This window comes from Rufibacter hautae (genome assembly GCF_008271695.1).
Classification (GTDB): domain Bacteria; phylum Bacteroidota; class Bacteroidia; order Cytophagales; family Hymenobacteraceae; genus Nibribacter; species Nibribacter hautae.
Genome location: NZ_VKKY01000002.1, coordinates 142,826 through 157,087, shown reverse-complemented (window position 1 = coordinate 157,087; position 14,262 = coordinate 142,826). Strand labels below are relative to the sequence as shown.

Genomic DNA, 14,262 nt, shown 5'->3' with positions numbered 1-14,262 from the left:
TACTCTTTTGAAAACGACTTCCTTTTCTCGGAAACAAGTCAGGTATAGTTACACAAAATAATGTGTGACAATAAATTATTCGTTAAACAAAACCTAAGTAGAGGCTTTTAGTAGCGGCTTCTTTGTTAAAATATTTCAGGAAGTGGAGCATCCAACCCCTGTAAAACCCGTACCTACAACCACACAAACCCCTAAAACCATGGAAAATAATCAAGAGACCAAAGCCCTTACAGACCTGATCCAGAATCCGCAGGAAATCTCTAACATCATCAACAATCCGGCAGACTCTGGCGTGAAATTCTATCAGCAGCTTCGGAACAAAGACAAACAATACGTTGCGTTTGCAGCCGGACTAGGCTTGATAGCCTATGGCTTCTTCCTGAACCGTTCAAGCAAAAGCTCAACTACTGGGCAGTCTAGCTACGGAAAAAAAGGAAAGAACCGCAATGGCGGCCATAACCAAAGTGGAAACCAAGCTAGCTTAGATCAAGGAGCTGCCAGTGGTGCTGGCGCCGGTTACGGCGGAAGCGGCCAAGTAGGCGGTGACTACAATGGCGGTGATTTCAACCAACATAATGGATAGGCCTTAGCCGCTTTAAAAAGCCAATTACAGGGTGCGAGTTGTCTCGCACCCTTTTTGTTTGAACTTGCCTCAACATGTTCTCAAGGATATTTGGGCCACCTGGCACAATAAGTCTAAGATCAAGACCCGAATACTTTTTGTTTTATGACCTGTTTTTAAGAAAATGGACTAAAAACATGCCATATTAAGTTTCAACTCGGCCTATCAGCAGGCAAACCGAATTTTATCTTAATTAGTGGGAACTCCGTTGGAAAATAAATTTCAACTCCTCTTCTAACAATTTGCAAAACCCTTTCCATCCGGACGGAGACAGTGGTCATCACTATCGCCATAGACCTGCTCCTTATTTTACTTAAAGACCAATTTTGCAAAAACGTGCTTATATCTCCCTAAACTAAAATCATTAGTTAATTTTGCAAAACAGTTCTACCTAAGAAGTGAACTCGCTTTTTATGTAAGGAAAGCTTATACCAAATCAAATACATCTACTAGGCAGTAACATCTGCCTGACAGCACCCCCAGCATGATTCTTAGCCTACAAGATTTCACAAAAAAAGAAAAAGGGCTGTTTGCCTTGATTCTGCTATTCTTTGCTACCCTCTATTTTGCCCACTTAAGCGGGATCAATTCTGTTGTAACAGGCTTGCTGGTAGTTTATAGCTTTTCCATGAGTAGTCTTAAAGATAAATGGGAGACTCTTAAACAAAGGCCCTACCTCCAGGGCATGCTCCTGTTCTTCCTAGTGCTGGTAGTAAGCACCCTCCTCTCAGACGATATTGCCAGAGGGCTGCACCACCTGAAAATCAGACTTCCCTTACTCCTTTTCCCAGCTAGCTTAGGGTTACTCCAGCTTAAAAAGGAATTCAAGGACAAGGTGCTACTATCTTTTGCCGTCATTACTACTATTGTGGCTTTAGTTTGCATAATCACTAGTATTTACGCTGCCAGTACTGCCCACAGAACAGACTACCTCTACAACGACGCTCTCACTGGCATCACGAGGCAACAATCCATTTATATGGCTTTGGCCACCAATATAGCCCTCTACATTTTCGCGAAAGAAATCTTCTTTGGCAGAGGCAAAAACAAGATTGGTATGTTACTGGCTGTGGTAGTACTATTTACCTTCAGCTACCTGTTGGCAAGCCGCATCATGTTTACCCTGCTTCTGTTTGTGGCGCTTGGTTTTAGTTTTTACTACATCATCAGAAAACGGAAGATTCTGGAAGGGCTAACGCTGGTTTTGGGGTTAATTATAGGAACAGTAGTCATTAACAAGCTCATGCCTTCCACCTTCAACCGCTACAAAGAACTCACATACCAAAGCTTTAACTATGAAAGCAGAGGCAAGGAAAGTCATTATAACATGGAAATCACTCCAGACCAGTGGAACGGAGCTAACTTTAGGTTAGCCGCCTGGACCTGCGGATTAGAAGTATTTCAAACCTGCCCAATCATAGGTGTGGACTTAGGCGATAAGGACGCTGTTCTGTTAGAAAAGTACAAAGAGAAGAAGTTCTACATGGCCATTGAAACCGATAAGAACGTGCACAGCAATTACTTGGACGTACTGTTCAGCCTCGGGGTAATCGGCCTACTTTTCTACTTAGTTGGCTGGCTCTTTTTGCCCCTTCTTTTCGCTTACCAAAACCAGAACGGCTTTGCCATACTCGTCATCAGCACTTTTGCCCTTGCCTGGATAACCGAAGTGTACTTTGGCAAGAACTTCGGGACAATGCTCGTAGGTTTTTTTATTCCCTTTGTATTGACAAATACTGTAAAAACGGAACGGTCCAGTTGATTTCAACCGGACCATTCCGTTTTTATCTTAAAAGAGATTAATAGGTAATTAATTACTCGTTATCCTTCATATAAAGGTCAATGGCTTGTTCCGTGTCTCCAAAATAAACGAGCTCACCTTTTCTCATAAAGGCTGCCCGGTTACAGTATTTCCTGATCACTTCCATGCTGTGGCTTACCAGCACCACTGTTTTGCCTTGTATCCAGGAGCTCTCAAATACCTTTATTGCTTTCTCCTGAAACTTAGCATCCCCTACAGCAAAGATTTCATCCAGGAACATGATATCGGCGCCAGCCTTCACGGCTATTGAAAAGCCTAAACGAGCCACCATCCCCGAGGAGAAGAACTTGATTTTGGTGTCTACAAACCCTTCCAGTTCAGCAAAGGAAATGATTTCATCAAAGATGGCATCTATCTCTTTTATTTTAAGGCCCAAGACAGATCCAGAAACATACACGTTTTCACGGGCAGTCAACTCATGGCTCATGCCCACGCCTAGGTTCATCAGCATGGTAGAGCCCTGGATGTTCACGTACCCTGTATCTGATGGATAAACCCCAGCTAACAACTTCACCAAAGTAGATTTACCGCATCCGTTTCTTCCCAGCAAGCCAATGCACTCTCCCTGCATGATTTCCATAGAAAGGTTCTTTAACGCAGGCACATATTTAGTTCTTGGCGGGTTGAAAAGATTAAACAACCGGTGCTTCACCGTGTTATGGCTATCCTCTGAAATCTGAAAGGTCTTACTGATGTTTCTTGCCTTTATCGCGATCCCGTTCTTCACAATAGTATTTTCCATTCCAATATTACAGTTTTTCAGCGGCCTTAGAGCCAAGTTTGTTCAATAAAATCAAGCCTACAAATAGAAATAAGAAGGCGTATCCGTAATCGAAAATCATCAATTCATAGTCTGGTTGCAGCCCTTGCATCATAACCCGCCTAGCGTTGATAATGATTCCAGCCAGGGGATTAGCATAGTCAAAAGAGGGTAAGGCTGCCTTGAAACTTGAAAGCTTATAGAACAAGGGAGAGATGAACATCAAAACTGTAGAGAATACCTGCCAGATTTGCGTGATGTCTTTGGCTATGATATAAATATTGGAAAGGATCAAGGAGACTCCCAAAGCCATTATAAAGAGATTCGCAAATATGGGAACAATCCAGAAGTTTTGAATAGATAACCCTATGGATTGCGGCTCTAGAAAATTGTAGAAGACCATGAACATGATGAAATTAAATGTAAAACCAATCACATTGCTCATCAAGGTTGAAATATAGATTTCCAGTTTGTTCATGTTGCTATACTCATACAAATACTTCTTAGCGTTTAGAATAGCAATTGTGCCACTGGTACTTTCAATAAAGAAATTGAACAAGATTAACCCAATGAACAGATAAGAGGCAAAAGCTGGGATGCCTTGCTGCATGATGATATTAAAGACCACATAATAAATGCAGATATCTAAGATTGGCTTCAACAATGCCCAAAATAGGCCTAGCTTATTTTCATAATATCTGAGTTTGAATTCAATCTTGGCTAAAAGCCACAATCTTTCAAGCTTATTGCTCCCTGAATACCAACTGCTCAATGTTTTTGAAATCATAATACCTATTTGATAAATTTACTAAATGCGCGTAGGGCAATCTTCTTTAAAACCCTGTTCTTCTTAATTAGTGAAATCACTTCCCTTGTTACAGGGTTGTTGAATGGAAACCTTTGGAATGATTGATAATCTAGACTTGGGTTATCCAGCACAGTTCCCGTACCATTTGCGTTGGTTAAGCTAAAAAGTTCGGAACCGTACGCTGCATACACCTTTCTGTGCTTGTGGCTGATGTAATCACAAAGAACCTGTTTCTTCACGTTTGAAACACCTCTGATCATAGAATCTTTCCGGACCCTATACAGGAAAAGCTTTTCTGGGATCACAACCCCATTGAAACCATTTTCTACTAAAGAAATAACACTTTCGTAGTCCTCCAAGCCTGGGAATGGCATTTCCTTGTCATTTTTTCCTGCATACAAAAAAGTAGCTCTTTTAAAGATTAGACCGCTTGAATTGATAAGGTTGTGAAACAACACAAGAGGAGGCTCTGGAGTGAATGTAGGCCAAACCTTGTTTGACCCTTCATAATACTGGGTCCAGGCGCCTACAAAATGAACATTATCGTACGTTCCCAAGACCTTAGTTGCCTTTGAGAAATAATCGGTTGCCACCTGATCATCTGCATCTAAAAAAGCCAAAAACTCACCGGTGGCACTTTCAGCCCCAATATTCCGGGCACTTGCTAAGCCTGCGTTTGGGACATCCACAACCTTTATATCAGGATCTGTCCGGTAAGGGATTAGTTTCCGCAAACTTTCAGGATCAGTGCTTCCATCATTTACAATGATGATTTCTTTTGATGTTAGGTCTGACTTTTTAATAGAATCAATGGTCTCTTCTATGTACTTCCCCATGTTATAATAGGGAACAACAATTGAGAGCATGCCATTCACACCCTTTTGCAGGATTTGCGGGTAAGTACAATCTGCGGGCTGCCTAATGAAAGGAAAGCTTTTACTCGTACCTTGTGCAGCTAGTTCATTTTGGATGACCTTTAACTTCTGCTTATACACCACCTCTAAATTGTAGCGGTTTCTAACAGAGTTAAGAGCGTTCTGCCTTATGAAGGCTCTTTGGTCTACTGTCAGATTTAGAATCCTGTTCAATTGCGCATGGAATGACTTTGGCTCAAGGTGATCAAACTCGAACCCGTCAAACCCGTTTGTTATCGCTTCGGCTTGTCCTCCCTGTTTAGAAACTAGTATTATCAAACCCAAACTCATCATCTCCAGCACCACGTAAGGCAGATTATCCACTGTACTGGGAACAATGACCACTTTGGCCCTCCTTAGGCGGCTGGCAACTTTGCTTGGTGGAATTGGGCCTTCTAACCGTAACAATCCATTGTTCAAGTACTCTGAGTACTTCCCTCTGACAATAGTGCCCATTGTTTTACCTTCGGGATGGTAAACGATATCTTCTCCCCCGATAAGCGTTAGTTTCTCCTTAAAACCATCAAGCCACAACTCCTCAAAGTATTGAAGTAATTTAAAAGTGCCTTTCTGTGCTGAAAGCTTACCATAAAAAATGATTTCTTCTCCTTCTGCAACACCCTCTACCACTTCCTCTTCTTCAAGTGAAATAAAGGGGTTAGGCACTACATAAATATTTTTATGCAAGTAAGTTAAACGCTTTCCAACTTCCTTAACCAGGAAGTCACTTGGCGATATAACCACATCCGCAGCTTGGATACAGAACCTTTCCATTTCCCCTATCCAGTAATTTGGGTACTTATATAATGGAACATGATTATACTCCAAGTATAGGAACGCCGGAGAGTGCATGGTGATCAGGATTTTCACCTCATTGCACCACTCATACTGAAGTTTTTTGAATTGGAGCAAATAGTAGCCGGTTCCCAAATATTCCTGGGCTTCAATTATATCTGGCTTTCCTTCTTTTTCTATAAAGTGTTTTACTACATATGCAAATTCATAACTGATATTGGTAACATGTCCCAGAAAGGAAGAAGACCCAGTTTGTGAAGGATTAAACCTAACAATTCTAATTTCCTTTTGGTAGTCTTCAGTAAAACCCTTGACCCTAGAATCATTTACAAACACAGTAACTTCATGGCCATTCCTCTGCAACATAGTGGCCGTGCAATAGCAATAGGTGCTTATACCACCCCCAAAAAAGGGAGGGTATTCCGTTGTGAGTAACCAATACTTCATTAGACTCCCTGATTACTCATTAAGGATTTCCAGGGCCTATTTCCTTGCAGAACCTTGATGATGTGGCCTACTTTTTTATACCATGCTGGCAGAACCTCATATTCTTTGTAGTACCAGGAAATAGGCTTGTTGAACTGGTTAGCCAGATGGAGCTTTTTATCATGTAAGATTTGATTTTCAAAAAAAAGATCATTGATGACCAGCTTTACTACTTTATCTTTTTTATTCTTGATTACCTCTTTGACTTTACTTTCATCAAAACCAATTCTGTTCCAGGCAAGCTCTTTAAGTTTATCCAAATACTCTATATAGGCAACAACCTTATCAGAAATACTGAAGTCCCAATTTTTGTTGATGGAGATATCTTCAAAATATAATTCCAGGTGTAAGACTAATTCATCATTTGTCATTTCACAATCTAGGCCGTTTTTGAAAAAGTATTTAAATGATGCCAAATGATTGTTTCTATATTCAAGATATAAGTCCTGGTTTGAGAAGATACCAGAGGTAAGGTTATTTTGATGTTTCCTGTAATAGTATAAGTCTTTATTATCAATGTATTTAAAGGTGAATCTAGTTGCGGCTCTTAGCCAAAAATCCATATCCTCCATCCTGAACCTATGCTCATCATACCCGTCGAGTTCTTCATGAACTTCTCTCTTGTACAAAAAACAGGCCCCTGGAGAACATTTAAATACTAGTTCTTCGGGCATAGCACCAAAGGAATCTATCTTCTTGCCCTTGCTGTCAATGTAGTGATAGGATGAATAAATTATATCCACCCTATCATTCCTATCTAAATAGCCAACCAAAGTTTCAATTGCTTTTTCCCCAAAGATATTGTCATCAGAAATCCAGGTAAAATAATCTCCTTTTGCTACAGAAAAGCCGATATTTAATGACTTAGGTAACTTATGATTGACTTGGTTTGTAACAACCTTTATTCTGGAATCTTTGTGAAAATAGCTTTCAATGATGGAAATGGTTCCATCATTGGAGCAATCATTCACAATGATCAGTTCAATATTTGAATAGGTTTGTGCCAAGCAACTTTCAACAGCTTTCTTGATAAATTCTTGCCCGTTGTATGTAGGAAGCACAATACTTACTAAAGGTTGCATCTGCTAAATTTTAATAGACTCAACTAAGGAACTCTAATCTTACTTCTTAACTGCAATGATTGACCAGAAGCTTAAAAAGTATTTTCTATAGAATTCCAGATAATTACGGGTGTTTAAATATTCATCATAGTCTTTCATGAGCTCAGCCAAATAGCCACTAAACTTGCTTTCTACAAGGGTAGCCATCATAGGAGTAAGCTTAGATAATTCATTTTTCTTCCAATGATTGTAGCTGGTAGTCAGTTGCAATAAGTGGTCAGGTAAAGTATCAATTGACCCTATAGTATGTTTATCCACAAAGGATACGTCCATATTATTCTGCTTGAAAATATTGACATAATACTGCAGGGGATAATATTCACCCATCAATTCAAAATACTTTGCTGCAGAATCTAAATTATTAACTTGTCTATAGTAATCAGCCGCCTCAAACCTATTCAAAGGCGTTAACCCGAACATATGGAAGTGCCCATCACTGGCCACAAAGTTAATGGCATCTTTATTTGGAATTTCCATCATCAAGACACCATTTGGTTGCAGCATATCACACATCCTGTTTATTGCTTGCAGCGGATCTTCAACGTGCTCTATTACGTCATTGCAGGTAATCACTGAAAAAGGTTCATGTGCTTCAGTGATATTGAAAAAGTCTTCATTAATCACCCTACAGTTATCCAATCCTGTGATGTTTAGTTGGCTGTAATGGCTCAGCATATTATTTATTTCAACGCCAGTACAGTCAAACCCATGTTCATTGAAAACCTTTAAGAATCCTCCATAACCGCAACCCACATCCAAATACCTCTTCGCTTCATACTCTCCTAAATAGGGAGAAATTAAGTTGTAAACTTCTTCACCTCTGTTATAGGTAGAAAAAGAGAACCCAAGGTATAAACGCTGTAGCGGGTTTAATGTGTCAAAAAAACCTTGGTAGTCAAGAGAATACAATTCCTGATCAAACTGATTTTTAGCAAGTATTTCTTCAACAAAAGCCTCTGAAAGCTTAAAATTAGTACTAATACTATTTACGAGATTAGTAGATTCCATTTACTTATTTACTATGAATTTTATTAAAATTTAACAAAGTCTGTATTCAATAAAAGCATTAAATACACCTTAGATCAATTACTTAGGCTAGGCTAAGGATTCAAATACAGATGATTGATTTTACATGAAATAAGAAACTCTTCCTTACTCTCTTGTAAGAACTTCAATACTATATCCGTACAATCTAAATTAACTTTAACCTTATTTTGCCTGCAGTAACAAACAGGTGTGTCTTGCTATACCACCTTTTGAAAAACCAACATCTAACACTTCAAAGCCAGCTTCACCTATAACTTTAATGAATTCATCAAAACTATATTGCCAAATATGGTCATCAATCCATGGCTGGACCTGGTTATTGAACACAGGAACCTCCTCAAGGCTATTATAGTATTTTGTAGTTATTCCCCATTCTTGAGAATCTGGTGTTGAAATGATCAATTTACCTTTTGGAGAAAGTAAGGACTTTATCTTTAACAGTGTTGATACCGGATAAAAATTCAAGTGTTCAAGTACCTCGGTAAACAAGACAAGGTCAAATTTACCTAAATCTGAAAAATTATCTTTTTCAATGTCTTTGGTATAAAAACCTATATTATATCTTTCAATATAAGTTTTAGACATGTATCCAACTGGATCAATAACTACCGACTTATTGATTGGGTATCTTTTCATTGCATACAGCAGGAGTGTTCCATATGCCGCACCTATGTCTATGGCAGATTTAACCTCTCCAAGAGAGTCAATCCAATCTAATACTGGATACCAATAGTTTTTTTCAGCCTCCTTATAAGCTAACTCATAATAGCTTACTATAGTGGGGTCATCCTTTCTGTAAATGTCCAATATTTCATTCTGAACTTCTTCCAATTGAGCTGAAGTATAATCGTAATGATTAAACTCAATGATGGCTTTAAGCTTTAAAGCCGAAATATTGGCATCATTATGCCTTTCAATAATTTCACAGTAATTATAATTCCTTACTGTTTTCACGATTTCAGTTGCCTGTCTTGAAATCGTGATTACAATATTCAACTCATCCGAAATCAATCTATTAACAAGAGAATTAGCATTTAATAAGCTTTCTCCTTCATATTGAAATACAACTAAGCCTTTGTTGATTTTGACGTCACTTATGCCATTCTCAATAGAATCAACCCCATTTTTATCAATAATATAAGTAAAATTCTTATTGACTGATATAATGGTTTCTATAGATGAGGCTAGGTAAATCCCTTCACCTAAAACATATTCACCTAACCTTGCATCTGGAGAAACATCGTAAAAGACATAAGTGTACTTAGATTTTATCAGCCTTTGAGCAACCTTAAATGCACGACTCTCTAGATAAGTAGAGTCTATTCCATTTACTACATGAACAATAAGCCTATTATTAACGCCTCCTACCAATTCCTTTAGGGGCAATGTGGTTTTTGCAAACGATGGGCCCTCTTGTAAGATTCTCTTACTAAGTGCCTTCGCTCTCATTTTCCAAGAATTCTCCAAGGCTCTGGCAAGAAGGTCTTTTTTGAATTGCTGATCTTTTGATAAGAGATAAGCATTATTGATTTGTCTAATGAAATTTTCAGCTGAATCTCCTGAAAGCACTTCTTTGAAGGCAACACACTCCTGCATTTCACTTGTAACAACAACTGGCTTCTGCAAGGCAAAATATTCAAACAGCTTCAAGGGTGAAGTAGTCTTGGCAATTTGCCCTGGTGAGAATGGGATGATGGCCACATCAAAATATTTGGCATAATGCGGCAATGTCTTGTAATCTATGGTGCCCAGGTAGTGTACGTTTTCTCTTGTAGGGAGACGTTCTACACCGCCGTAGTAGTCAGGACCAATGAATATGAATTCATATTCTGGCATATTCAAGGTAACCTTGTCTATTAGGTCATACCACAACCATGGGGCCAGCGCCCCAAAGTACCCTACTATTGGTTTTTGCTTTGCTACTATTGGCTCTAGTAAAGCTGGGAGCACTTCGTTGTATTGGATAAGGGATTGATAGTGTTCAAACTCTACACCATTGGGCACATACACAATCTTGTCGTCAGAGACTTTCCCTTTGAAATCCTCAATCAAGGCTCTGCCGCTTATGGCAACAATATCAACTGTTTCATCATTGAAATAGTTAAACTGTTTTTCCAAGGTCTCAGTAGCCATGCCACTTATTTGCGGATCTATGTGATCTATGTATTCATAGATGATTTTGTTCTTCTTCCTTATATCAGAAAGATTAGCAGTGGTGTAAGCCGATGAGGTAGAATAAACAGATACATAGGCACCCTCTAAGATAAAGGGCAGGTCTGTTCTGTTAGTAACAAAGAGATTAGGATAAACCTCAATGAATCCATCTACAATGTCATACACATTGGAACTGATGTAGAAGACTAGATACCCGGCATCGGCCATTGCGATGGACATATGCTGTGGTCTCTGAAACAGGGGGACTTCCCAGTCAATCACGGGTGCTTGAATAAATACCCCTTTACATTCTGGCAACCTTAGTTCCAGGATGGTGTCCAAGGCATTGAAGGGATATTTTCTTAAAGCGGTCGGGCGAGGAACAATCCTCTGTGGCGTATTACTCTCAACTACTATCTTGGTTTCTTCAAGCGTGGAATGTTGCTCTACGACAATACCATTCTGATTTTTATCAATCGGTTTAAAGATTTGTTTTACCGTATAGTCCAGACCATTCTCATCCAGACATTGTTTAAATCTCTTAGCTGTTCCAATTACACCTCTTTGCTTAAGATGCTGATTGAATTTCTTTTTCATCTTTATAACAGATTGAATTATATTTTTTCCTTTTTAAACTTAAGCGTAAGCTGTTCGTTTAGAACCTCTAAAATTTGCTTAGACGTGGTTCCGTCCCCGTAGGGGTTAACAGCTTTTGCCATCTGATTATAGAATTCTTGGTCATTCAATAGACGCATTGTTTCCTGAATGATTTTGTTTTGGTCTGTTCCCACAAGTTTAGCCGTGCCTGCATCAACCCCCTCGGTTCTTTCAGTGACCTCCCGCATTACCAGAACAGGTTTGCCAAGCGCCGGAGCCTCTTCCTGTATCCCGCCTGAGTCTGTGATAACCAAGTAACAAGCATCCAATAACCAGATAAGATAAGGGTAGTCTAATGGCTCAATTAAGTGGATGCGTGGGTGGTTCTTGAGAATGCGCTTGACTGGCTCCTGTACATTAGGGTTTAAATGGACTGGATATACAATCTCCACGTCTGGTTGCTGCTCAGCAATTTCTTTTAATGCAAAGCAAATGTTTTCAAAAGGCTCACCAAAATTTTCCCTTCTGTGCCCGGTAACCAACAGAACTCGTTTATCTCGGTCTAAAAAGTTAAAGAATTGGTCATACTTCAATCCATTGTCTTTCTTGATAGTCTCTAAACCTAATAACAGGGCATCTATAACCGTGTTCCCAACATTCCAAACAGTATCAGGATGAGCTCCCTCACTCAACAGGCTTTCAGTTGCTTTAAAAGTTGGCGCAAAGTGGAGATCTGCCATGCGACCAATTAAAACTCGGTTCATTTCTTCTGGAAAAGGCGAGAGTTTATCTCCACTTCTTAGACCAGCTTCAATGTGAATGATTTTAACCTTGGCATAAAAAGCAGCAAGCGCACCCGCCATTGCGGTGGTAGTGTCTCCTTGCACAATTACATAATCTGGAAAGAAGTTCTGGTGCATGATCTCGGTTACTCCCTTAAGAACATCGCCAGTAATATCTACCAAGGTTTGAGCAGGTTTCATTAAATTCAGGTCATAATCTGCTTCTACCCCAAAGAAGTCTAGTACCTGGTCCAGCATTTGTCTGTGTTGGCCTGTAACACAAACTTTCACTTCAAATCTACTTTCTTTTCTCATCTCTTTGATGAGTGGTACCATCTTAATGGCTTCTGGCCGAGTACCAAATACAAATAAAAACTTGTTCTTCATTAATGCTTTTTATATTACTATTTCTTTAAAGCAGGACCAAATGCTTTCTCCTTTATCACCCCCCAGATACTTCTATCTAGAAAAGTGGCTTTATACCATTCATTATCTACCTTTAACTTGCTTACCTGATTTTTGAGGTCAGAAATGAGTTGTTCCCTTTCTTTTGTTTTATGCTTGTTTTCTGAATTTTGGGCATAAAACACCCCTATTTTTTGATTAAGCTCAAAGATGCGCTCTTCTTTGCTTATTGATGCAAGTTTTGCAAGTTCCAAGCCTTTTTCAAGAAGCTTATTCACTTCCACTTGATGATTTAGTTTCAAATCAACCTTCTCTACTTTTTGGCTTGCAGAAGCTAATTGCAAATTCAGGTCATCCAATTGCTGGAATTGCTCACTAAGCTTCCGTTCTTTCTCAAGCAGGTGGCTTTGTGCTTCATCCCGTTCCTTCCCTAACTGTTCTACCTTTTCCTCAAGTTGGGTAAAGTTAAAGGCATTTTCATGAAGTAACTTTTCCTTCTCCAGAAGTAGCAATTGCAACCTCTGTATCTCCTCAGAGGCCTCACTTATTTGACGGTCTTTCTCTGCATCAACGATGGTATATTGCTCCGCTAGATGTTCCTTGAAGTGAGAATAAACTTTATCAAAATGGCCTGTTATAACTAACTCTGCATTATTCAGTTTGTACAACCATCTTCCTTCAAAGGCTTTCTGCTCGAACAATCCCCAAAGCTTGCAGGCAGTAGTGTCCATGTATTTAGCACTACATAAAACTTTCTCTATGTTCGCAAACAATTCTACATCTGCAGTAAATGCAATGTCAGATTTTTGATTGACAAAGCAGGAATAGATATCCAATACTAGTTCTGAGGACTGATAAGAAAGTAGTTGGATTTGATCTGAAAAACTTCTCCACACCTGACTTTCACTTGCATTTTTTTCAATCCAACTGCTTAAAAGGTAAGGTTGAATATCTAAGGACAGGTTTTCAAGTTGATGTTTCAAACCCAAACCATCAATATTTGGGAGACCACGTCCAGAGAAGTTTGTATGAGAAGCTCGTTCTAATAGTTCCTGGCTTAACAGACCCTTCACGCCATCATAGCCCACCAATATCACAGGCTTATTCATGGATGCAGCTTCCAAGACTACCCGGCCCATTCCGGCAACAACAGAGTATTCTTCATAAACACCTTGCAAGGCAAAGCTGATACCTTTTAAGTTTACGGCTATCTCTGAATTGTTTATGTTTTCTGATATCCAAAGGGATAAGTTGTCACGTTCAGGGCCATCTCCATAGATATCAACTACCGGGATACCAGAAGATGCCGCAAGCGACAGAAACTCCTTTATACCAACAACTTTAGCATAATCTAGGCGGCTAACAAGGCAACACCTAAATTCATCGTTTTGTATTTTACCAGTGCTATGAAAAACGCTGATATCAACGGCATTCCTGAAGACCTTGGTTTGGTTGGCTGGGACATGCAGCTTTGCCTGTGAATAGGTTTCCTCTGAAACGTTATTCACCAATGAGGCATTGGGTAGTAAAAGATTTTTAACAAACCATTCCGCAAGTTGACCATAACCTTCAAACAGGGAAGCAGGCCCATGTAAGGTATAAACAAAGGGAGTTTGGGTTAAGGCGGCAGAAAAAAAGGCTGGTATCACAGAAAAAAATGGATGAGCGTCAACTAGCTCAATATTTTCTTCTTCAATTATTTTAACTAATTGCTGCGTAGCCTCTACTATATTCTGGGAAGTATTGTGGCTTGAAAAGTTAAAGTCAGTATATATCTTTTCACAATAGTCTACTGGCAAGTTTTCTTTTAAGAAAGTAGAACCAGTAACTAAAAATACTTTATAGCCTAAGCGTGTAAGGTGTAGAATTTTACCGTAAAAATGAGTTTCCAGTCCACCAAACGTATAGACTTCTGTTATTATAAGAATTTTAGTGTATTTCAAAAACCC

At 39.3% G+C, this 14,262-nt stretch carries 10 protein-coding genes; 2 read left to right on the top strand and 8 right to left on the bottom strand.

Translation table 11 applies throughout. The features are described 5' to 3' along the window. Nucleotides 1-199 precede the first annotated feature (199 nt). Nucleotides 200-583 (top strand): hypothetical protein, encoded by a 384-nt coding sequence (locus tag FOA19_RS23340; protein WP_190300353.1) that lies wholly within the window; start codon nt 200-202, stop codon nt 581-583. Nucleotides 584-1,106: 523 nt separating this feature from the next. Then, the gene (locus FOA19_RS09745) at nt 1,107-2,384 is read left to right on the top strand and encodes an O-antigen ligase family protein (RefSeq protein ID WP_149090651.1); all 1,278 of its coding nucleotides are present in this window, start codon (nt 1,107-1,109) and stop codon (nt 2,382-2,384) included. Between the two features lie 52 nt (nt 2,385-2,436). Here the strand turns inward: FOA19_RS09745 and FOA19_RS09740 are convergent, their stop codons facing one another. The 8 genes from FOA19_RS09740 to FOA19_RS09705 form a co-directional block, all read right to left on the bottom strand. After that, nucleotides 2,437-3,186, bottom strand: coding sequence for an ABC transporter ATP-binding protein (locus tag FOA19_RS09740; protein ID WP_149090650.1), 750 nt, complete (start codon nt 3,184-3,186; stop codon nt 2,437-2,439). Between the two features lie 7 nt (nt 3,187-3,193). Continuing rightward, nucleotides 3,194-3,991, bottom strand: a complete 798-nt coding sequence (locus FOA19_RS09735; RefSeq protein WP_149090649.1) for an ABC transporter permease — start codon at nt 3,989-3,991, stop codon at nt 3,194-3,196. A 5-nt stretch (nt 3,992-3,996) separates the two neighbouring features. Beyond that, nucleotides 3,997-6,168, bottom strand: coding sequence for a glycosyltransferase (locus tag FOA19_RS09730; protein ID WP_149090648.1), 2,172 nt, complete (start codon nt 6,166-6,168; stop codon nt 3,997-3,999). After that, nucleotides 6,168-7,289: a glycosyltransferase family 2 protein gene (locus FOA19_RS09725; RefSeq protein ID WP_149090647.1), complete on the bottom strand. Its 1,122-nt coding sequence runs from the start codon at nt 7,287-7,289 to the stop codon at nt 6,168-6,170. The genes FOA19_RS09730 and FOA19_RS09725 overlap by 1 nt, the downstream gene beginning before the upstream one ends. A 39-nt stretch (nt 7,290-7,328) precedes the next feature. Further along, nucleotides 7,329-8,336 carry a class I SAM-dependent methyltransferase gene (locus tag FOA19_RS09720; protein ID WP_149090646.1) on the bottom strand — a complete coding sequence of 336 codons (1,008 nt, stop codon included), beginning with the start codon at nt 8,334-8,336 and terminating at the stop codon, nt 7,329-7,331. A gap of 201 nt (nt 8,337-8,537) precedes the next feature. Further along, a complete protein-coding gene (locus FOA19_RS09715; RefSeq protein ID WP_149090645.1) occupies nt 8,538-11,126 on the bottom strand; it encodes a methyltransferase domain-containing protein in 2,589 nt (862 codons plus the stop codon). A 17-nt stretch (nt 11,127-11,143) separates the two neighbouring features. Next, the gene (gene wecB / locus FOA19_RS09710) at nt 11,144-12,295 is read right to left on the bottom strand and encodes a non-hydrolyzing UDP-N-acetylglucosamine 2-epimerase (protein WP_149090644.1); all 1,152 of its coding nucleotides are present in this window, start codon (nt 12,293-12,295) and stop codon (nt 11,144-11,146) included. A gap of 17 nt (nt 12,296-12,312) precedes the next feature. Next, a complete protein-coding gene (locus FOA19_RS09705) occupies nt 12,313-14,256 on the bottom strand; it encodes a glycosyltransferase (RefSeq protein ID WP_190300351.1) in 1,944 nt (647 codons plus the stop codon). Nucleotides 14,257-14,262: the final 6 nt, after the last annotated feature.

Coding starts and splice junctions, on each gene's coding strand:
- FOA19_RS23340 (WP_190300353.1), top strand. CDS start 200: ATGGAAAATAATCAAGAGACCAAAGCCCTTACAGACCTGATCCAGAAT.
- FOA19_RS09745 (WP_149090651.1), top strand. CDS start 1,107: ATGATTCTTAGCCTACAAGATTTCACAAAAAAAGAAAAAGGGCTGTTT.
- FOA19_RS09740 (WP_149090650.1), bottom strand. CDS start 3,186: ATGGAAAATACTATTGTGAAGAACGGGATCGCGATAAAGGCAAGAAAC.
- FOA19_RS09735 (WP_149090649.1), bottom strand. CDS start 3,991: ATGATTTCAAAAACATTGAGCAGTTGGTATTCAGGGAGCAATAAGCTT.
- FOA19_RS09730 (WP_149090648.1), bottom strand. CDS start 6,168: ATGAAGTATTGGTTACTCACAACGGAATACCCTCCCTTTTTTGGGGGT.
- FOA19_RS09725 (WP_149090647.1), bottom strand. CDS start 7,289: ATGCAACCTTTAGTAAGTATTGTGCTTCCTACATACAACGGGCAAGAA.
- FOA19_RS09720 (WP_149090646.1), bottom strand. CDS start 8,336: ATGGAATCTACTAATCTCGTAAATAGTATTAGTACTAATTTTAAGCTT.
- FOA19_RS09715 (WP_149090645.1), bottom strand. CDS start 11,126: ATGAAAAAGAAATTCAATCAGCATCTTAAGCAAAGAGGTGTAATTGGA.
- wecB (WP_149090644.1), bottom strand. CDS start 12,295: ATGAAGAACAAGTTTTTATTTGTATTTGGTACTCGGCCAGAAGCCATT.